The following is a 20251-nucleotide window of genomic DNA, read 5'->3' on the forward strand; positions in this document are numbered from 1 at the left end:
TTTTTGGATAAGCCCTCGACCGATTAGTACCTGTCAGCTCCATGCCTTACGGCACTTCCACCTCAGGCCTATCAACCTTGTCGTCTTCAAGGGGTCTTACATACGGGGAAATCTCATCTTGAGGGGGGCTTCACGCTTAGATGCTTTCAGCGCTTATCCCGTCCGCACTTAGCTACCCAGCTGTGCTCCTGGCGGAACAACTGGTACACCAGCGGTGCGTCCATCCCGGTCCTCTCGTACTAAGGACAGCTCCTCTCAAATTTCCTACGCCCACGACAGATAGGGACCGAACTGTCTCACGACGTTCTGAACCCAGCTCGCGTACCGCTTTAATGGGCGAACAGCCCAACCCTTGGGACCTACTTCAGCCCCAGGATGCGATGAGCCGACATCGAGGTGCCAAACCTCCCCGTCGATGTGGACTCTTGGGGGAGATAAGCCTGTTATCCCCAGGGTAGCTTTTATCCGTTGAGCGATGGCCCTTCCATGCGGTACCACCGGATCACTAAGCCCGACTTTCGTCCCTGCTCGACTTGTCAGTCTCGCAGTCAAGCTCCCTTCTGCCTTTGCACTCTTCGAATGATTTCCAACCATTCTGAGGGAACCTTGGGGCGCCTCCGTTACTCTTTAGGAGGCGACCGCCCCAGTCAAACTGCCCACCTGACACTGTCCCCGTACCGGATCACGGCACCAGGTTAGAACCTAGATACGATCAGGGTGGTATCCCAACGGCGCCTCCACCGAAGCTGGCGCTCCGGCTTCCTAGGCTCCCACCTATCCTGTACAAATCGTATCCAAGTCCAATATCAAGCTGCAGTAAAGCTCCATGGGGTCTTTCCGTCTTGTCGCGGGTAACCTGCATCTTCACAGGTATTAAAATTTCACCGGATCTCTCGTTGAGACAGCGCCCAAGTCGTTACGCCATTCGTGCGGGTCAGAATTTACCTGACAAGGAATTTCGCTACCTTAGGACCGTTATAGTTACGGCCGCCGTTTACTGGGGCTTCGGTTCACAGCTTCGGGCTAAACCCTAACCGCTCCCCTTAACCTTCCAGCACCGGGCAGGCGTCAGCCCGTATACTTCGCCTTGCGGCTTCGCACAGACCTGTGTTTTTGCTAAACAGTCGCTTGGGCCTTTTCACTGCGGCCCCCTCGGGCTATTCACCCTACCGAGGCACCCCTTCTCCCGAAGTTACGGGGTCATTTTGCCGAGTTCCTTAACGAGAGTTCTTCCGCGCGCCTTAGAATTCTCTTCTCGCCTACCTGTGTCGGTTTGCGGTACGGGCACCTTCTCCTGGCTAGAGGCTTTTCTTGGCAGTGTGAGATCATGACCTTCGGTACTGTCAATTTTCCCTCCCCATCACAGCCTAGCCTTATCGGTGTGCGGATTTGCCTACACACCAGCCTCACTGCTTGGACGAGCATCCATCAGCTCGCGTCACTACCCTACTGCGTCACCCCATCGCTCATAGCGGATTACGGTGGTACAGGAATTTCTACCTGTTGTCCTTCGACTACGCCTTTCGGCCTCGCCTTAGGTCCCGACTTACCCTGAGCGGACGAACCTTCCTCAGGAACCCTTAGGCTTTCGGCGGATCAGATTCTCACTGATCTTTTCGTTACTCATACCGGCATTCTCACTTGTATGAAGTCCAGCTGTCCTTCCGGTCAACCTTCAACCCGCATACAACGCTCCCCTACCCCTGAATCGACTTCACTCCAGCTTCGAAGTCTGGTGTTTCGCCCCGAGAACCATTTGGCCGAAACCTTTGAATTTCTTCATCGGTAGCTTTCGGCAAAAATGTCTCCGGTCTCACACCGCCTCAAAGAAGCAGTGAAGTCGATTCAAGCCATAGCTTCGGTGGTGTGTTTAGCCCCGTTACATTTTCGGCGCAGAGTCACTCGACCAGTGAGCTATTACGCACTCTTTAAATGGTGGCTGCTTCTAAGCCAACATCCTGGTTGTCTGTGCAACTCCACATCCTTTCCCACTTAACACACACTTGGGGACCTTAGCTGATGGTCTGGGCTGTTTCCCTTTTGACAATGGATCTTAGCACTCACTGTCTGACTCCCGGTTATTCAGTCTATGGCATTCGGAGTTTGACTGAGCTTGGTAACCCTTGGCGGGCCCCGCACCCAATCAGTGCTCTACCTCCACGACTGTCCCACCGAGGCTAGCCCTAAAGCTATTTCGGGGAGAACCAGCTATCTCCGAGTTCGATTGGAATTTCTCCGCTACCCCCACCTCATCCCCGCACTTTTCAACGTACGTGGGTTCGGGCCTCCAGTGCGTGTTACCGCACCTTCACCCTGGACAGGGGTAGATCACACGGTTTCGGGTCTACGCCTACAAACTCATTCGCCCTATTCAGACTCGCTTTCGCTGCGGCTCCGGCTTTTCACCTTAACCTCGCTTGCAAACGTAACTCGCCGGTTCATTCTACAAAAGGCACGCCATCACCCATATAGAGGGCTCTGACTTCTTGTAAGCACACGGTTTCAGGTTCTCTTTCACTCCCCTTCCGGGGTGCTTTTCACCTTTCCCTCACGGTACTGCTTCACTATCGGTCGCTAGGGAGTATTTAGCCTTACCAGATGGTCCTGGCAGATTCATACGGGGTTTCACGTGCCCCGCACTACTCGGGATCCGTCTCGGAGGGAACACATTTTCGATTACAGGGCTTTTACCTTCTTTGGCCGGCCTTTCCAGACCTGTTCGTCTAATATGTTCCTTTGTAACTCCATGTGAGACGTCCCACAACCCCAAGGAGCAAGCTCCTTGGTTTAGGCTAATCCGCGTTCGCTCGCCGCTACTGACGGAATCACTTTTGTTTTCTCTTCCTCAGGGTACTTAGATGTTTCAGTTCCCCTGGTATGCCTCTTCACTGCCTATGGATTCAGCAGTGAGTGACTGGATATTACTCCAGCCGGGTTTCCCCATTCGGACATCCCCGGATCGATGCTTGCTTACAGCTCCCCGAGGCAGTATCGTTGTTCGCCACGTCCTTCGTCGGCTCCTAGCGCCTAGGCATCCTCCGTGTGCTCTTAGTAGCTTAACCATTATGCTCAGTATTGTGTTGTCCGTCGCTTGCTGACTTGCTCTCGCAAGCAGCCGCGCACTCCCAAAGGATCGGCCATCACAAAACTTCGCACCAGCAATCACTACAATCTTCACTTGTTGACACAAGTTCAGCTATGATGAATTTCAATTTGGCTTTGCAGCAAATTTAAATTCATCAGAAAAGGATTGTTCTAAAACGCAAATTTCGTTTCGTATATCCAGTTTTCAAGGATCAAGATAAAACATATGGTGGAGCCAAGGAGGATCGAACTCCTGACCTCCTGCTTGCAAGGCAGGCGCTCTCCCAGCTGAGCTATGGCCCCAAATTTTACCCAAAAGTGAAGTGATGCTCCGAAGCCAATTCCGAATACTTTTCAGGGACCCCGGTAAAAAACATCTTCATGTTATGGGATATATGGTGGGCCCTAGTGGACTCGAACCACCGACCTCACCCTTATCAGGGGTGCGCTCTAACCAGCTGAGCTAAGGGCCCATAACAGATATTCACTTGTGCACCCGAAAGTGGGTTGCGCTTGGCAGCGTCCTACTCTCCCAGGACCCTTCGGTCCAAGTACCATCGGCGCTGGAGGGCTTAACGGTCGTGTTCGGGATGGGAACGAGTGGAACCCCTCCGCCATCGCCACCAAACGCTTGAGAGCTTGAACTCTCAAAACTGACCAACGAGTGAGTTAAAAGCTTTGCGAAGCAAAGCTGCTTCGAAAGCATATGCTCGCTAACCTGAGTTAGCTGTATTTGTACCGTTCCCTACAGGAACGAGGTACTCCATAGAAAGGAGGTGATCCAGCCGCACCTTCCGATACGGCTACCTTGTTACGACTTCACCCCAATCATCTACCCCACCTTCGGCGGCTGGCTCCTTGCGGTTACCTCACCGACTTCGGGTGTTGTAAACTCTCGTGGTGTGACGGGCGGTGTGTACAAGACCCGGGAACGTATTCACCGCGGCATGCTGATCCGCGATTACTAGCAATTCCGACTTCATGCAGGCGAGTTGCAGCCTGCAATCCGAACTGAGACCGGCTTTCAAGGATTCGCTCCAGATCGCTCCTTCGCTTCCCGTTGTACCGGCCATTGTAGTACGTGTGTAGCCCAGGTCATAAGGGGCATGATGATTTGACGTCATCCCCACCTTCCTCCGGTTTGTCACCGGCAGTCACTCTAGAGTGCCCAGCCTGACCTGCTGGCAACTAAAGTCAAGGGTTGCGCTCGTTGCGGGACTTAACCCAACATCTCACGACACGAGCTGACGACAACCATGCACCACCTGTCTCCCCTGTCCCGAAGGAAAGGATCATCTCTGATCCGGTCAGGGGGATGTCAAGACCTGGTAAGGTTCTTCGCGTTGCTTCGAATTAAACCACATACTCCACTGCTTGTGCGGGTCCCCGTCAATTCCTTTGAGTTTCAGCCTTGCGGCCGTACTCCCCAGGCGGAATGCTTAATGTGTTAACTTCGGCACCAAGGGTATCGAAACCCCTAACACCTAGCATTCATCGTTTACGGCGTGGACTACCAGGGTATCTAATCCTGTTTGCTCCCCACGCTTTCGCGCCTCAGCGTCAGTTACAGCCCAGAGAGTCGCCTTCGCCACTGGTGTTCCTCCACATCTCTACGCATTTCACCGCTACACGTGGAATTCCACTCTCCTCTTCTGCACTCAAGCCGTCCAGTTTCCAGTGCGACCCGGGGTTGAGCCCCAGGATTAAACACCAGACTTAAACAGCCGCCTGCGCGCGCTTTACGCCCAATAATTCCGGACAACGCTCGCCCCCTACGTATTACCGCGGCTGCTGGCACGTAGTTAGCCGGGGCTTTCTTCTCAGGTACCGTCACTCTTAGAGCAGTTACTCTCTAAGACGTTCTTCCCTGGCAACAGAGCTTTACGATCCGAAAACCTTCATCACTCACGCGGCGTTGCTCCGTCAGACTTTCGTCCATTGCGGAAGATTCCCTACTGCTGCCTCCCGTAGGAGTCTGGGCCGTGTCTCAGTCCCAGTGTGGCCGTTCACCCTCTCAGGTCGGCTACGCATCGTCGCCTAGGTAGGCCGTTACCCTACCTACTAGCTAATGCGCCGCAGGCCCATCCGTAAGTGACAGATTGCTCCGCCTTTCCCAAGCCCCTCATGCGAGAAACTTGCGTATCCGGTATTAGCTACCGTTTCCGGTAGTTATCCCAGTCTTACGGGCAGGTTGCCTACGTGTTACTCACCCGTCCGCCGCTAAGTTCATCCGAAGCAAGCTCCCGATGAACTCCGCTCGACTTGCATGTATTAGGCACGCCGCCAGCGTTCGTCCTGAGCCAGGATCAAACTCTCCAATAAAATAAAGTGTTTGACTTGCTCATTTAGATAAACTGACGAGAATTAAATCTCGGTTTAATACTCACTCGTTGTTCAGTTTTCAAAGATCAAACTTTCATTTCGTCGCCATGCTTTATTTCAGCGGCGACCTTTATAATATATCATGTTCGCCTCGTTCAAGTCAAGAAGTTTTTTTAAAAAAATCTTTCGGCCAGCGCCGATATCAGCTTCAAAACTTCATTGCCTTTTTTAGGGGCGAGATATAATTTATCATATCACCGCTGGGTGCGTCAATACGTTTGTCCAAGGTATATTTTGGAAGTCTCCAGAGCGCCGCAATTAGACCCTGTATCGCAATTCCCGGCGCTCGCCTACGCCTTCCTTATGGGCTTTGGTGATCTCCTGTGCCAAGGAGCGGGCCACCAACTTGCGCAGTAATAACGGAAGCTCGTCTCTCACATGCTCGAGCTCAGGGGCCTGAACCAATTCCTGAATGCTCCACGCTTCCTTGCGGCTGCCCAGAATCCTTAAGAGCAGTTCACAGCAATCCGCCATCTTGCTGGCGAGTGTAAATTCACATGCCAATAGTACGAGCTGGATGCGCTGCTCCAATGTTTCTGAATTTTCCGTCAACTCATCAAACAGTTTATAGACGACCGAATTCAAAGGGCGGACCTGTTCCCACACACTGCTTTCCGGCAAAATCCCTTGCTCGATCAATTCAAGGCGGGCATAATGCTTTAACGCCTGCAGCACGCAATAATAAGCATCCAGCAGATCCTGCTCCGCTGTATACCGTTTGGCTTCCCCATAGACTTTGAGGAACTTGGCAAATTCCTTCAGCTTCCTCCGTTCCTTCATGGATTCACCAAATTCGTTAATATAGGAGCGGAAATTTGTCAACTTCCCCTCGATGTCCCAAATGATCTCGCCGTGCAAAAAGTATTTCACCGAATCCCGCTGATCACCGGTCAATATTCCCCGTTCGATTTCGCGGGTGCCCACATGCAGTAGCTGATAAGACGAGTCTCCGCTCATGCCGTGCTCGATACGCTGTTCCTTCTCCTCCAAGCCATGGTGCACAACCATAATGAGATATTCGAAATCATGCAACAGCGAGTCGTGGAAGCCGGCTTGGTCCAGGTGATACCCAACCGCTCCAATGGCTCCATGCCCGGCTTTCTCCTCGTCTAAGATCGAAAAAATGGTTGTTTCCACGGATACCCTCCCAGCTTGGCGTATTCCTGCCAATTCGTTATAATATAGTTCTACGCCTAATCTAAGTTTCCTTCTTTGATTTTGGAGCACTTGGAAAAGTGGGGAGATGCTCCCCTTGAAGAGTTATAGAATCGAGGTGGCCCAATGTTCTTTAAATCAAGCAAAATCAATGAATTTCGTTTATGGGGCTTGTTGCTGACCATGCTTGGGATGGGCTTGATGGTACTGGGAACCGCCGGGATCGTATTCTGGGGACCCGCGGGCAGAGCGATCGCTGCCATCGGACTAGCCATCGGCTTGATCTCAATGCTCGCGAGCTTGGCCATCTATTTTTGGGCGGGCATGTTGTCCACATCTGCGGTGCAGCTGGAATGCCCGGAATGCCACAAGCTGACCAAAATGCTGGGCAAAACGGATCGCTGCATGTTCTGCAAAACCATCCTCACTCTCGACCCGTCGCAGGCGACAATCACGGCCGAGGAATTGGAGCAACAGCAATCAACCGGCGCTTCAACCTCAAGTTAATTGTCATTCTGTCCTCCTCGGATAAGAAAAACGTCTATCGACGTACATTCAAAGTAGACAGACCGCGTTTAGCGGAAGTTTTTCTTGCGATATCAGGATGCCAATGCCCCGAAGTTTATACTTTCTGATATCTTAAAATGAAACCAAGCGGACCGCTGCATATAAAGCAGCGGTCCGCTTGGTTTTTGTAGCCTATTTTTCAATTTCCCGAAGGGTCTCCCAGGCTTCATCGGAAGCAAATGCACGCGTCCAGGTGGCGATGCCGGCCAGTTTCATCGATTTGGCCACTTCCACACGGCGCTTTAACGATTCCGCGTCCTCCAGCCAAATGCGTTGCAATCCTTCTTTGTCTTTATATTCCACGTAATTCTGTTCCGTTTCTTCAGAGAAGCGCGGCTTTAATTTCTTCTCGGCGATGATTTGCTGAGCCTTGTCCATTCCAATTGCTTTGGACTTGATCTCCGTTATGCCGTCCTTCACCGTCTCCGTCCACACCCGGGTATACAACGGGATACCCAAGATCAGCTTACTCGGCGGCACATCATCCTCTTCCAAAATCCGCGTCACCGACGAGCGTACCCAAGGCAATGAGGCGACGGAACCGGCCACCGGACTGGCCGCCCAATGCTCATCGTAAGCCATCAATACGAGGTAATCGACCGCTTGGGCCAAGGCCCGACGATCCAAAAAGGCCGACCACATCTCACTGTTTGATTTGGGGGTCACGTCGATCGAAACGATCAAGCCCTGCTCCTCGGCCAATGGGCGCAGCTCGCGCATGAATTGGGTGAGATTCTCCCCGTCTTTGGTGTAGACATTTTCGTAATCGATGTTAATGCCGTCTAAATCGTACAACTTCGCGTAATGAAGCATTTGCAGGATGGTCGTCAGCCGGTTCTCGAAGCTGGACAACGCCTTGGAGGTTAAATCCGGATCAAAGCTGTTGTTGAACAAGCCCCAAACCTGCATTCCCTGACCATGAGCCCATTTGACATAGGCACTGTCCGCTTTGCTCTGCACGTTGCCTTTCCCGTCCACCAGGGAAAACCAGGTGGGGCTTACAACGTTAACACCCGGCAGCTTGCCGATGGATGAAGGCTTTGGCGCCACCTGGTATACTGCCTCCCAGGTCATATTCACCGTTTTGGACTGCCATTTCTGCTTGGCGGCGGATAACTCCAACTTGAGTTCAGGGATGGAACGTTCCTCACCTAGCACCACGTCCTTTTTCTGAACATAGCCGGTATACCCGTTATTAAGCTGTACATAATACCATTGATCATCGGGAGTCTCCAGGATCCGCAGCGCAGTCTCCTCCGGCATATCGGCCAGAATCGGCTGATGAATGCTAGGGCCCGTTCGCAGGGGAACGGTGCTGTCCTTTTTACTGGAACCGGAGTCTACCGCAGCCGGCAGAATCTTCTCTCCCGCCCGATACAGCAGCACAGCGCCGGAGTCCGTATCTTCCTGCACCTCAGCTCCGTACAATTCCTGGAGCAGATGTGCCGGGAGATAGAGAACGCCGTCTTTCTCCTCAGGGGCAAATCGCAGCTCCGTCGGCTTATTATTGATTTTGGCGATCTTCTCGTCGGCCTTGAGCAAAACCAATTTCTGCGGCGTCGTTAAGATCACCGACTTGGTGTCTTCCTCATACCGAATCGTCGGGTCGATGATCTGTTGGATCACCGGAAGCGGGAGCTTCAAGCTATCCCCCGATCCGATCCCGGTGCCATTTAGCAATTGCCCATCTGCAAAAATAGGCTTATCCACCCGGCCGAGCCATTCGGGATCAACGTGCTCGCGGTTTGGCAGCCATTCCGATTGAGCCCAATAAAGTCCTGCTATAATAAGAATCAGGCCGAAAAACCATTTGGTTCTTCTCCTGCCGCGCTTTTTCCTTTGAACCATGTCTCTTCTGCTCTTCAATGAAAACCCTCCGTATCGATATCTCCGCCTATTAAATAATAAACTTATGAGGTGCGCCGAAAGTTACCTAAAAAAACAAAAACGTGAAGAATCCGCGAAGGTATTCCACACGTTTGATCTACTTCTCACAGGATAATACTGCCTTAGTGCTTCATACGGCACTCCTTACATACCCCATGCAGTTCCAGCCGATGGCCGTGAATCTCAAAACCGGTGGCTTCTTCCGCTTGGCGCTCGACTTCTTCCAAAGTGGGGTACATGAAATCCTCAATTTTTCCGCATTTCTCGCATATCACATGATAATGATTGGACACGTCCGCATCAAAACGGCTCGAATTGTCCCCATATGTTAACTCCCGAACCATGCCGGCTTCAATCAACATTTTCAGATTATTGTATACCGTAGCTACGCTCATGTTCGGGAAGCGGGGCTCCAAGGACCGGTAAATCTCGTCCGCGGTCGGATGGCTCATCGATTCCATCAGATACGTAAGTATGGCGTGACGCTGCGGCGTAATGCGGACTCCATTGTTCTTCAGTTGGTCCAGGGCATGCTGTACGCGCGTTGTCATCTCGTCCACCGCCTTCTAAATGCTCATTCCTTATAGTTCATTATGCAAAAAAGCCCGTAAGATTATTGTACGGTTAGGTCAAAACTTTTGTCAACGCAGGATCAACGCCTGCAACTAGGCGTATCGCTGGGATTCAGCTTTTATTCACATATAGATCACTGTTGCCATCGATCTTGAGCTTGAACTCGCCGGTTCCAAGCGTACCATGAATTTCCTTGTGATCCACCACAAAGGGCAGCTCGGTAAAAATATCTCCGTATCCGCTCGAACCCGTAAGCTCGTAGTTCCCTTCCTCCGGAAGCTCGACCCGCAGCTCGCCAACCGCGCTGTATACGTCCCAATCGCCGCCAACCAGCCGGGAGGTAATCTCGATTTTGCCGTTAAGCGATTCGGCCTTCAGGTCTAGCGGAACGCCGTCTACCCGGATATTGCCGTTCTTCGTATGCACTTGAATTCCATCCTGTGCCTCGGTTAACGTAATATCGCCTACCAGAGTGGACAAGGAAGCCTTGCCCGTAATCCCCCGGCCTTTGATATTCCCGCCTTGCGTATCAATCTGGGCATCGCCAAAGATCCGATACAGCTCGACGTCCCCGTTTAACGTTTTGGCCGAAACATCTCCTATCACATCCCATAACCGTAAGTTCCCATTCCCCGTTTGCAGCTTCACCTGCTTCATGGCCTGAACACCGGTTAATGTGATTTTCCCGTTCGAGGTGGAAATGTCCAAATCTAAAAACCGGTTTTGCGGGACAATCAGGGTCACGTTCACCTTCGGGTGACGGCGGCCAGTCTCCCCGTATGCCTTATCCTTAACGGATAAATTCAGCGTCTTCCCTATATCGGCCTCGATGGACGTGACTGCCGCAATTCTACGGGCTGGTTCATTCTCCAGTTGATCGATCCAAACCGTATAGCGGACAATAATATGGTCGATCTCCGCCTTACGCACCTCGATATCCCCATTCATTCCATCAAAAACGATCCGTTCGGTATCCAGGTCGATGGGGAGATCCAATTGGGGTTTCTCCACGCGGTAGCCTTCCTGTGCGCTATACTCTGCCCCCGCGGCCGTCAAATCCAGACTGACCCGGTTCCATAAATGCAGGTATTGGTCCTGCTGCGTTATCGCGAACACCGAGAAGGCCATAAACATGGACAGGAGCAACCCCTTCACGTCGACACGCGGCCGGAATCTGGCTTGCATGGCTCTCATTCGTTTCCAGACCAATATTATAATATGCTCAATTCCCCACAAAACGAACACCAACGGCCACCATCGGATCAACAGCCGCAACGCGTCCCCATCCTTCATCGCATCATGCAGCAAAAATCCCGCTGTCGTCAGCAGAACCACAGCTGTAGTAAAACGTCCCGAGCGCAGGAAGAGACGTTTCGATTCGCGCAGGATCAGCAGCAACGCAGCCATCGCCAGCGCCGCAGAGACCAGATAAGCTCCGGCGTATTGCACCAGCAGCTGAAGCCAATACGGCTTCAGCTGAAGCACAATCAAAACGGCGCCGCCCCCGATCAGCAGCACTCCCGCTCCGAGGCCCTGCTTGAAGCTTCGGCCGGACGGGGTATCCGCGAAAGGGGGTTGGCTCGTTTCGAGTTCTTTTTTCAGACGGGCATTGTGGGCATCCGTGGATTGAAGGACATCATAAATGCTAAAGAAATAAGCCGCGGGAATTAACAAGCCAAGCCATATGAGCAGCGGCACATTAATCGCCATGCGGACAGAAGAGAAATAAATCAATGCCGAAGCATCGATCAAGACAAAATACATGAAGCAAAGGCCGCGTAAATAACTGCGCAAATACAAATGCCCCAACCCTGGAAACAGGGCGGACAGCAGACCGGCAATCAGCTTGCGCTTGCGTCGCCGGGGCTGGTATCCTTTCGAGCGCCCTTGCATCGGCGGCTGTCCGATCGGCAGCATATCCGGCGTCATTTCCCCCACCTCTTTCTATCTCTGTTGGGCTTCATCCAACGCGAATCTCTCTTTTCCTTAATCATAACCGATACGAACTTATTCTGTAACGTGGAAGGAACTGGTCCCTCCATAACCTGCGGTATCCGTGCTTGATTAATCAAAAAGCACGCCCTCAAACCTTAGCCATCCGGTTTGAAAGCGTGCTTGAATCTCTTTACTGATTCAGTCGGTATATCATCAATTCTACGCCAGATGCAGATTGGACGGACCGCACCGGACGAAAGCCAAACTTGCGGTACAGCGCAACGGCAGGGGCGTTCTGCGGACTGGCCGTTACGGTAAACTCCTGCTTGTCCAGATGGTTGGTCAGGACATACTGCAACAGCTTGGCTCCAATTCCTTGACGCAAATGGTTTGGGTGAACCATTAATCGGGTGATCTCCATACTTCCGGGCATTTCATCGCGGACCGCGATTGCCCCTAGCAGCTCCCCGTCCTCCGACAGCTCACCGATAAACACATCCCTGCTCGTGCGGATGGAGTCAAACGTATCCGGCAGCGGCGGCATCTCCGTCAGACCAATAGCCTGAGCCTCCAGCCGGTAAGCCGAATGCTGCAAGCTCCAGAGCTGTTCCACAATATCGGTGTCACTTAGCGTGAGTCGCTTGATCACCAGCTGCCCCTAGCCCTTCAGTACTTCCACCAGAAGCTTGTTGACCAGCCCCGGGTTTGCTTTCCCTTTACTTTGCTTCATGACTTGGCCGACAAGGAAGCCAATGGCCTTCTCCTTGCCTGCTTTGTAGTCCTCCACGGAGGCCGGGTTGTTCGCAACGACCTCTTGAACGATCGCCATGATCGCTCCTTCGTCGCTGATTTGCACAAGCCCTTGCTCCTCAACGATCTGCTGCGGCAGCTTGCCGCTTTGCAGCATTTCCTTAAATACCGTTTTGGCGATCTTGGAGCTGATGGTGCCTTTCTCCAGCAGGCCGATCATCTCGCCGAGACCTTGTCCGGTCAGCTTCACGTCGGACAATTCCAGCGAGTTGCTGTTCAGGTAGCCGAGCAGATCGCCCATGATCCAGTTCGACACCGCTTTGGCGTCCTTCGTATACTCAAGGCTGCTTTCGAATAAGTCGGCCAGCGCTTTGGAGGACGTAATGACGCCGGCATCGTACTCCGGCAAGCCGTATTCCGAAGTGTAACGAGCCTTCCGGGCATCCGGCAATTCCGGAATCGACGCGCGGATCCGGTCCTTCCACTCCTGATCAATGTGAAGAGTAACCAGGTCAGGATCCGGGAAATAGCGATAGTCGTGGGCTTCTTCCTTGCCGCGCATCGAGAACGTTTTGCCTTGGGCCTCGTCCCAGCGGCGTGTCTCCTGCACAACCTCTCCGCCTTCGTCCAGAATCTCAGCCTGGCGAAGCTGTTCATACTCCAAACCGCGAACCACGCCGCGGAACGAGTTCATGTTCTTGAGCTCGGCGCGTGTGCCAAACTCCTTCTGACCCCACGGCCGCAAGCTGATGTTGGCGTCGCAGCGCATCGAGCCTTCCTCCATTTTCACGTCGGAAACCTCGCAGTACAGCATGATCGCCCGCAGCTTCTCCAGATACGCCCGCGCTTCCTCCGGCGAGGAAATGTCCGGCTCGGACACGATTTCCACGAGCGGCGTGCCCACGCGGTTGAAGTCCACCAGCGAAGCGTACCCGCCGTCCACGTGCGTCAGCTTGCCGGCGTCCTCCTCCAGATGCAGACGGGTAATGCCAATCCGTTTCGTCTTCCCGTCCACTTCGATATCGATGTATCCGTTCTTGCCAATTGGTTGATCGTATTGGGAAATCTGATACGCTTTAGGCGAATCAGGGTAGAAATAGTTTTTCCGGTCAAACTTGCAGACATCGCCGATTTCGCAATTCAGCGCCATCGCGGCTTTCATCGCGTAGTCGACGGCCTGGCGGTTCAGCACCGGCAATACGCCGGGATGCCCCAGGCACACCGGGCAGGTATGCGTATTAGGCGGGGCGCCGAACTCCGTGGAGCAGCCGCAGAAAATTTTCGATTTCGTATGCAGCTCCACGTGCACCTCCAACCCAATCACCGTTTCATATTTGGATGTTGACATGGCCTATCCTCCTGCAAAACTTTGTTATGGAACCTACAAGGCGGGACGTTGTTGGTGATGATCCGTATTCGCTTCAAAGGCGTGAGCCACGCGCAATACCGTACTTTCGTCGAACGGCTTGCCGATAATTTGCAGTCCAACCGGCAGACCTTCGGCAAATCCACACGGCACGCTGATGGCGGGAACCCCGGCCAAGCTCACCGGAATCGTCAAAATATCGTTTAAATACATCGTGAGCGGATCGTCAACCTGCGAGCCCAGCGGGAACGCAGTAGTTGGAGCCGTTGGTCCAAGGATCACGTCATATTTGTCAAAGGTCTGATCGAAATCTTGTTTGATCAGCGTTCTGACCTTTTGAGCCTTCAAATAGTAGGCGTCATAATACCCCGAGCTCAGCGCATAAGTCCCCAGCATAATCCGGCGCTTCACTTCCGGTCCGAAGCCTTGGCTGCGCGAATCGTAGTACAAGTCCAGCAGGTTACCGGCATTGTCGGCACGGACGCCGTAACGAACGCCGTCGAAACGCGACAGGTTAGACGAGGCCTCCGAGGACGCCAGCAAATAGTAAGCGGCCACCGCGTATTCCGTATGCGGCAGCGATACTTCTTCCCATACAGCGCCAAGGCCTTCAAGCACGCGCAACGCATCCATAATCGCAGTCTTAACCTGCGGGTCAACGCCATCCAAATATTCCTTTGGCACGGCGATGCGCAGCCCGGTAATGTCACCGGTGAGGGCGCTCAAATAATCCGGTACCTCCACATCCGCCGAGGTGGAATCCTTCGGATCGTGACCGGCGATCGCCTGCAGAACGTAGGCGGCGTCTTCGACGTTTTTGGTAATCGGCCCGATCTGGTCGAGCGAAGAGGCAAACGCCACGAGGCCGTAGCGCGATACCCGGCCGTAGGTCGGCTTCAGTCCAACGACACCGCAATACGATGCGGGTTGGCGAATGGAACCGCCGGTATCGGAACCCAGCGTAAAGAAAGCCTCACCTGCAGCGACCGCTGCAGCCGAACCCCCACTGGAACCGCCCGGTACACGGCTTAAATCCCACGGGTTGCGCACGGGATGGAAGCTGGAATTCTCGTTGGAGCCGCCCATCGCGAACTCGTCCATATTCAGCTTGCCGATCGTGACCGCTTCCGCTTCCTTCAGCTTCGTGACCACGGTAGCGTCGTAAATCGGATCGTAATTTTTCAAAAATTGGCTGCCGCACGTCGTCAGCAACCCCTCGGTCACCATGTTATCCTTGATGCCCACAGGGAGTCCAAACAGCAAACCGCAGGCTTCCCCCTGTGCCAACTTGGCATCCAGACGGGCTGCCTCCGCACGGGCTCCCTCCTCGTTCAACGTCAAGTAGGCGCCGATCTTCCCGTCGTATTCGCGGATTCTGGCGAAGGCTTCGCTAACCAATTCGGCAACAGACAACTCCTTGTTGTGAAGCCGATTATGTATCTCCTGTAAACGCAAATCAAAAAGCGCCAATCTAAGCTTCCTCCTTTTATTTACTCAAGTTCGTTCTAGTCGATTGGTTCATTTAGGCGGATAACCTATTCCAGTACGGCCGGAACCTTAAACTGACCGTCTTCCTCCTCCGGTGCGTTGCGGAATACCTTCTCCGGCGGCAGGCTTTCCTTCACTTCGTCCTCCCGCATGACGTTGCTGAGATGCAGCACATGCGTGGTCGGCGCGATATCGTCTGTATTCAGTTCGTTTAACTTCTCCGCGTATTGTAAAATCGCATTTAATTGTTCCGTAAACATGTCCCGCTCTTCGTCGGTCAAGTGCAAACGGGCCAGTCTCGCCACGTGTTCAACGTCCTTCGTCTGGATACTCATGCTTAGATGCCTCCCTTTAGTCATGCGTTCCCGCACTATTCGTACATTCTACCATGCTTGTACAATTGAATAAAATTATATTGTAGATTCCGGTTCAATTCAATCCGTTAAAGCGGAAAGGAGCTATAAGGAGGCGGATCCCTCCCCGGCAAAAAGAAAAAGAGCCGGCCTGTAGCCGACTCCCTTCTTATATCCATGCCCGCAGGTTCACTTGTTTAATGAACTCTGCTTGGGACATTACTTCCTTTGTTGGTTCCTGCTGCCCGTCTGCATCGCTGTCTTCGCCGTTCATGATTTGCCGAAACAGCTTCTCATTATGCGTAGCCAGCGCGTAATCGATCAAAGCTTCCTGTGTCGCGCGTTCCGCTGCTTGCTCGATCAGCCGACTTTCGGATTCTATATCGCTCTTAGGAACGAAATAATTCCGCCCCGTCTTCGGAGACCGGATGACGTAGTCAAAAGCATTGTCCGGATTGCGGTCGTAAGCAATAACGTAGCCATATTCCCCAACAGGAAGATTCTGCTCAAAAGCATCACCGACGATAACAATTTTCTCTCCCAAATGAAGCATCGTCTACCTCCCTGATTTATTTGGATGCTAATCATCAACTTGTATTGCTTTATATAATCCTACTAAAAGAGACGGAGATTGGTCAAGTTCTACCCCGGAATCCCGGATATGAATAGCTTATGCAGATTCGCTTCATGAAGTACATCTCGTTCCCGCCGACATTGGTTCAAGCCCAAAAAAGCATAAAAAAGAACGCAAACCGGGATCATTTCCGCAGCTTGCGTGCTTCGCAAAAGTTACAATGTTTTAATAAGTATATCCTATCAAAGGGTTGCACTTTTGTCCACTATTTTTGTACTATTTCGTCGATTTTTTTTGCACAAACGCCATGATTAGGGTTTCATCGACTCTCTAAGAGACGTACGGATTGTTCTGCCGTTCGTAGCCGATGGTCGTTTGGGGACCATGCCCGGGATAAACTCTAACCTCATCCTTCAGCTGGAACAGCTTCCCGCGAATCGAGTTAAACAGGTCCGCTTCACGGCCTCCCGGTAAATCCGTGCGCCCTACGCCAAGACGGAACAGCACATCCCCTGAAAAAAGATCATCCCCGCACAGGAAGCTCACGCTGCCTGGGGAATGCCCCGGCGTATGAAATACGGTGAACTCATGCCCGATCAGGTGAAGCTTCTGCCCTTCAGCCAGATCGAATTCCGCCGGATCTGTGGAGATGGGCGGTCCGACCTCCGGCCACATCAGGGAACCGTTCAGCTTTGGCGTCGTCAGCCAATCGCTTTCCAGCGGGTGCACATAGACCGGACAATTCTTAGCCTTCCGAATCTGGTCCAAACCGCCGATATGGTCAAAATGAGCATGAGTGAGCAAAATCGCCTCAATCTCCAACCCTTCGATTCTGCGCAACAGCGGCCCCGGGTTCGAGCCAGGATCGATAATGATCGCCCGGTTCTCGTCTTCTCCCCGTAACAAATACGCGTTCGTTTGCAGGGGGCCTAAAGTAAAACTTTCGATTTTCAGCATGGTGTATCTCTCGGAATAAGCGTTGCCGCCAAGCTCGCGGGCCGCTTCGCTTACTCCGCCTCCTCTCTTTATGTTCATCGCCAGGTCACTAAGCCCGTCCGTTTGGTTTAATGGCTACTTACAGCTCCTATCGGCTTAGGCACCGCCTTTTCTCCGGTTGCTGAACGATTTGACAACCAAGTACACGATTAACAGCGCCAAAGCAGCCAGCAAAATCGGCATGACGTATGGACCCGCTTTCTCGTCTACATGCTGCCACTGTTCACCCAGCAGCATACCCAAATAAACGAACAGCACCGACCACGGTATTACCGCCAACGTCGTCAGCAGCAGGAACTTGCCCACCGGCATTTTCGCGATCCCTGCAGGAACGGAAATGGCATGCCGGGCCACCGGGATAAACCGCGCCGTAAAGATGACCCCGGGACCGTATTTCTGAAACCAGGCTTCGGAGGCGTCGATATGCTTCTTCTGAATCAGAATATACTTCCCATACTTCTCCAAAATCGGCCTGCCGCCGTATCGCCCAATCCAGTAAATAAACAACTGGGCAATGACACCGCCTACTGTACCAAAGAAGACGGCACCGATGAAATTAATATGTCCGAGATACACGAGATAACCGCCGTAGGCCAGCACGATTTCGCTGGGGATAATCTCGATCATGAGTCCCAGCATAATCCCCATATACCCCAATTGTTGCACCCAATCCAATAATACGCCCACTAAATTCGATATCCAATCCACAGCTTCGTCCTCTTTCCCGTTAGCTTCTGTCCTGAAGACAGCAAAAATCTGCCTCTAATCTCAGTCTATTCTATCATAGCCATGGACATGCGTTCTACTTCAGTTAGCAGCACCGGTGACTTCGGGAAATCCGCCCGCATATGCTGGAGCAAAAGGAGGCGACTTCAGCCATGGCAAACTTCCCGGCGAAACATCAAACTTCCCTCCCGAATCCCCGCAAAATCCGCCGCAGCTGCAGCAAAGAACTGTACCGGACGATTAAGCGGCTTGGCGTTTATATTCCGGAGGACCGAGTCAAGGAAGGCGAAGCATTATATTACAAAAAGGTGATTGGCAATCTGCTGTGGATCGGCGAAAACATCAACAACCGCAAGCTGCTGGCGGATTGGTGGGATGAAGCCGTCAGCGCCGAGCTGGCTGAGCTGTGGGAGGTTGATCGCGAAGCGTTGTCCTCTGCTTTTCGCGCGGCGTTTGGGGGATAGAGGTGGCATCGCCTGTATAAAGGTGAGCCTGCTGCTGCAGCTCCCGCCCCAGCGTTATGGCTTCTTCCGTCAACCGAAAGTCCCGGTCGTTACGCAACGCCGGGTTGGCGGCGACGCTCCCTGCCAAACGCAGGAAGCGCGCGTATAAGTCGGCCCCGGCCGACGCCACCGCTTCGGCCTGTTGCAGTTGGCCGCTCGCCCGCAAGCGCTGCGCCAGCTCCCATAGCTCGCGCAGCGCCGCCGTCTGCTTAACCCGGTCGTACCGGTTCAGCTCGATGCCCTGCCGCAGCGCCTGGGCAGCGGCGGGATGTTCGGCTTGGGCCAGCGCCCGACCCAATGCCAGCCATAGCTCGGCGCGCTCCGGCTCGTAACGGAGGCCCGCCCGCAGGAGCGAGGCGGCCTCCTGCGGCGCGGAGCGTTCCGCGAGCGCTAACCGTACCGCCGTGCGGTACGGGGCAAGGGCCAGCGAGCGCCGAAGCAGCTCCGCCGCCTCCCGGTTCGCCTCAGGCGGCCGGGCTAGGGCTTGGCGGTGCAGCCGCTGGCTCTCCGCTTCGCGGAGCCCGGACACGCTAAGCAAGAGCAGTGCAGCGGCGATGAGGCCGCTGCACACCATGCGCAGCGGGCGTGGCGAGAGCAAGCGGCGGGCGCGGCGGTACGCGCCGCGGACAAGCCCGGGGTGGAGCAACGCTGGGAGACGAAGGCGGCGGGCTGGGCCCGCTTCAGCGATTCCAATGGCCGCCGCCCACAGCAGCAACATCCAGACGAGACCGTAGCTGAAGTCAAAGTCGATGGCGCTATGCAGCAGCAGCGCCAGGTAAGGCGGCAACAGCGCGCTGCGCGCCCGCAGCAGGGGGATGGCCATCACCCCAAGCCACAGCAAAGCGCAGGCGAGGCCAAGCAAGCCCAGGTCCAGCGCCAGGTCCAGGTAGCCGCTGTGCACCTCGCTGCCGACGTACGGCAGGTTCTGCACACGGCGGAACGCATGGCGCCAGACATCTCCGCCTTGGCCGAGCCATGGCGACCGCCGAAGCAGCTCGGCGGCGTCGGCGTACATCGCCGCGCGGGCGGACGCCGTTTCCGGACGGAGTCCCCGTCCGAGGAAGCCGGCGGACGCCGGCAGCGCGGCCAGCGGCGCCGCGAGCAGCAGCGCCAACGCCGCTGCGCCGCAGGCGCAGGCGCGGCGCGGGGGGCGCAGCGCGGCGCGGGGGCGCGGGGCGCCGGCAGCGCCCAGGCGCGGCAATGCGCCGGCGACGCGCCCGGACGCGAGCAGCGCCGCGGCCAGCCCCGCGGCGAGCGCGAGCGCGCCGGGCCCCCGCGCCGGCGCAAGCTGCGCGGACGCGAGCCCGCGCGCCAGCACGGCGGCCGCGCCCGCGAAGACGGCGCTGTGCCAGGCGTAGCGCCGGCGCCGGGTCCCGCGCAGCAGCGCGAGGCCCGCGGCCCAGCCGGCCAGCGCGGCGGCAAGCGCGCCGCGCGACTCGCTCAGCAGCAGGCCGAGGGCAAACAGCAGGGCGAGTGCCCCCGCCCGCTGCCCGCGCCAGCTGCTTGCGCGCGTGAAAGCGGCCCGCTCCATCCTCGCGAGCCGCATCAGCCGCTCCAGGAGGAACGCCGCCATCACCGCACCGAAGGCGTTGGGGTACTGGAGCAGCCCGCCCAGCCGGGCACCGGTCGCCGAAACGGCCGGATCCGCGGTGCGCAGGATCGCGCCTGGCAGCGGCAGCAGGCCGTATACCACGGCCAGCGCCGTCACGGCAAGTAGCCCGCCGAGCAGCATCCATCCGGCCTCCAGCGAGCGGCGGGCGCTCAGGGGCTTAGCCGTGGCTAACACTGCCAGCGCCGCAGCAAATACGCCCAAGAACGCCCACAGCCGCAGGGCCTCCACCGTCGATTGAACCGACAACGGCCCCGCGGCCAGCCGCCAACCGTATCCCGCTGCTATGACAAAGGGACCTGC

The 20251-nt window shown here is 54.7% G+C and carries 14 protein-coding genes, 2 tRNA genes and 3 rRNA genes; 2 read left to right on the plus strand and 17 right to left on the minus strand.

Annotated elements, in window-relative coordinates:
- Nucleotides 1-3 precede the first annotated feature (3 nt).
- The 6 genes from U9M73_RS13870 to U9M73_RS13895 form a co-directional block, all read right to left on the minus strand.
- Nucleotides 4-3062 (minus strand): 23S ribosomal RNA (locus U9M73_RS13870).
- Nucleotides 3063-3311: 249 nt separating this feature from the next.
- Nucleotides 3312-3387 (minus strand) — tRNA-Ala (locus U9M73_RS13875).
- A gap of 93 nt (nucleotides 3388-3480) precedes the next feature.
- A tRNA-Ile gene (locus U9M73_RS13880) sits at nucleotides 3481-3557 on the minus strand.
- Between the two features lie 38 nt (nucleotides 3558-3595).
- Nucleotides 3596-3712, minus strand: a 5S ribosomal RNA gene (rrf, locus tag U9M73_RS13885).
- Between the two features lie 141 nt (nucleotides 3713-3853).
- Nucleotides 3854-5406, minus strand: a 16S ribosomal RNA gene (locus U9M73_RS13890).
- The 16S, 23S and 5S rRNA genes sit together here with 2 tRNA genes alongside, the layout of an rRNA operon.
- Before the next feature lie 318 nt (nucleotides 5407-5724).
- Nucleotides 5725-6603, minus strand: a complete 879-nt coding sequence (locus U9M73_RS13895; protein ID WP_323077747.1) for a nucleotidyltransferase-like protein — start codon at nucleotides 6601-6603, stop codon at nucleotides 5725-5727.
- Between the two features lie 144 nt (nucleotides 6604-6747).
- Here U9M73_RS13895 and U9M73_RS13900 point away from each other — a divergent pair, with 144 nt between their 5' ends.
- Nucleotides 6748-7128 (plus strand): DUF2614 family zinc ribbon-containing protein, encoded by a 381-nt coding sequence (locus tag U9M73_RS13900; RefSeq protein WP_260071993.1) that lies wholly within the window; start codon nucleotides 6748-6750, stop codon nucleotides 7126-7128.
- Between the two features lie 192 nt (nucleotides 7129-7320).
- On the opposite strand, the gene U9M73_RS13905 is transcribed toward U9M73_RS13900, so the two are convergent.
- From U9M73_RS13905 to uptA, 10 genes are all read right to left on the minus strand, one after another.
- Complete coding sequence (locus U9M73_RS13905) at nucleotides 7321-9036, minus strand: glycosyl hydrolase family 18 protein (RefSeq protein WP_323077749.1); 1716 nt, start codon at nucleotides 9034-9036, stop codon at nucleotides 7321-7323.
- 161 nt (nucleotides 9037-9197) lie between these two features.
- Complete coding sequence (locus tag U9M73_RS13910; protein WP_009227107.1) at nucleotides 9198-9626, minus strand: Fur family transcriptional regulator; 429 nt, start codon at nucleotides 9624-9626, stop codon at nucleotides 9198-9200.
- 133 nt (nucleotides 9627-9759) lie between these two features.
- Nucleotides 9760-11577 carry a DUF4097 family beta strand repeat-containing protein gene (locus U9M73_RS13915; protein ID WP_009227106.1) on the minus strand — a complete coding sequence of 606 codons (1818 nt, stop codon included), beginning with the start codon at nucleotides 11575-11577 and terminating at the stop codon, nucleotides 9760-9762.
- A 196-nt stretch (nucleotides 11578-11773) separates the two neighbouring features.
- Nucleotides 11774-12232, minus strand: coding sequence for a GNAT family N-acetyltransferase (locus U9M73_RS13920; RefSeq protein WP_009227105.1), 459 nt, complete (start codon nucleotides 12230-12232; stop codon nucleotides 11774-11776).
- A gap of 9 nt (nucleotides 12233-12241) precedes the next feature.
- Nucleotides 12242-13681, minus strand: a complete 1440-nt coding sequence (gene gatB, locus U9M73_RS13925; RefSeq protein WP_009227104.1) for an Asp-tRNA(Asn)/Glu-tRNA(Gln) amidotransferase subunit GatB — start codon at nucleotides 13679-13681, stop codon at nucleotides 12242-12244.
- A gap of 33 nt (nucleotides 13682-13714) precedes the next feature.
- Complete coding sequence (gene gatA, locus U9M73_RS13930) at nucleotides 13715-15169, minus strand: Asp-tRNA(Asn)/Glu-tRNA(Gln) amidotransferase subunit GatA (RefSeq protein WP_009227103.1); 1455 nt, start codon at nucleotides 15167-15169, stop codon at nucleotides 13715-13717.
- A 65-nt stretch (nucleotides 15170-15234) separates the two neighbouring features.
- Nucleotides 15235-15522, minus strand: a complete 288-nt coding sequence (gene gatC / locus U9M73_RS13935; RefSeq protein WP_009227102.1) for an Asp-tRNA(Asn)/Glu-tRNA(Gln) amidotransferase subunit GatC — start codon at nucleotides 15520-15522, stop codon at nucleotides 15235-15237.
- Nucleotides 15523-15709: 187 nt separating this feature from the next.
- Entirely contained in the window at nucleotides 15710-16093 is a 384-nt protein-coding gene (locus U9M73_RS13940) for a hypothetical protein (RefSeq protein WP_009227101.1), read from the minus strand.
- A gap of 351 nt (nucleotides 16094-16444) precedes the next feature.
- Nucleotides 16445-17071, minus strand: coding sequence for an MBL fold metallo-hydrolase (locus tag U9M73_RS13945; RefSeq protein ID WP_260071940.1), 627 nt, complete (start codon nucleotides 17069-17071; stop codon nucleotides 16445-16447).
- Between the two features lie 135 nt (nucleotides 17072-17206).
- The gene (gene uptA / locus U9M73_RS13950; RefSeq protein WP_260071937.1) at nucleotides 17207-17818 is read right to left on the minus strand and encodes an undecaprenyl phosphate transporter UptA; all 612 of its coding nucleotides are present in this window, start codon (nucleotides 17816-17818) and stop codon (nucleotides 17207-17209) included.
- A gap of 170 nt (nucleotides 17819-17988) precedes the next feature.
- On the opposite strand from uptA, the gene U9M73_RS13955 reads away from it, so the two are divergent.
- A complete protein-coding gene (locus U9M73_RS13955; RefSeq protein ID WP_260071938.1) occupies nucleotides 17989-18300 on the plus strand; it encodes a dehydrogenase in 312 nt (103 codons plus the stop codon).
- Here the strand turns inward: U9M73_RS13955 and U9M73_RS13960 are convergent.
- On the minus strand, nucleotides 18221-20071 hold the full coding sequence (locus U9M73_RS13960; protein WP_323077750.1) for an O-antigen ligase family protein: 1851 nt from the start codon (nucleotides 20069-20071) through the stop codon (nucleotides 18221-18223). The two genes, U9M73_RS13955 and U9M73_RS13960, sit on opposite strands and share 80 nt — an antisense overlap.
- Between the last annotated feature and the right edge of the window lie 180 nt (nucleotides 20072-20251).

The organism is Paenibacillus phoenicis, assembly GCF_034718895.1.
GTDB classification, from domain to species: Bacteria; Bacillota; Bacilli; order Paenibacillales; family Paenibacillaceae; genus Fontibacillus; species Fontibacillus phoenicis.

What these genes read in the sequence shown, in the direction of transcription:
- U9M73_RS13900 (WP_260071993.1), top strand. Translation starts at nt 6,748, where the DNA reads ATGTTCTTTAAATCAAGCAAAATCAATGAATTTCGTTTATGGGGCTTG.
- U9M73_RS13960 (WP_323077750.1), bottom strand. Translation starts at nt 20,071, where the DNA reads ATGCTGCTCGGCGGGCTACTTGCCGTGACGGCGCTGGCCGTGGTATAC.
- U9M73_RS13955 (WP_260071938.1), top strand. Translation starts at nt 17,989, where the DNA reads ATGGCAAACTTCCCGGCGAAACATCAAACTTCCCTCCCGAATCCCCGC.
- U9M73_RS13910 (WP_009227107.1), bottom strand. Translation starts at nt 9,626, where the DNA reads ATGACAACGCGCGTACAGCATGCCCTGGACCAACTGAAGAACAATGGA.
- U9M73_RS13940 (WP_009227101.1), bottom strand. Translation starts at nt 16,093, where the DNA reads ATGCTTCATTTGGGAGAGAAAATTGTTATCGTCGGTGATGCTTTTGAG.
- U9M73_RS13915 (WP_009227106.1), bottom strand. Translation starts at nt 11,577, where the DNA reads ATGACGCCGGATATGCTGCCGATCGGACAGCCGCCGATGCAAGGGCGC.
- U9M73_RS13945 (WP_260071940.1), bottom strand. Translation starts at nt 17,071, where the DNA reads ATGCTGAAAATCGAAAGTTTTACTTTAGGCCCCCTGCAAACGAACGCG.
- gatC (WP_009227102.1), bottom strand. Translation starts at nt 15,522, where the DNA reads ATGAGTATCCAGACGAAGGACGTTGAACACGTGGCGAGACTGGCCCGT.
- U9M73_RS13905 (WP_323077749.1), bottom strand. Translation starts at nt 9,036, where the DNA reads ATGGTTCAAAGGAAAAAGCGCGGCAGGAGAAGAACCAAATGGTTTTTC.
- gatB (WP_009227104.1), bottom strand. Translation starts at nt 13,681, where the DNA reads ATGTCAACATCCAAATATGAAACGGTGATTGGGTTGGAGGTGCACGTG.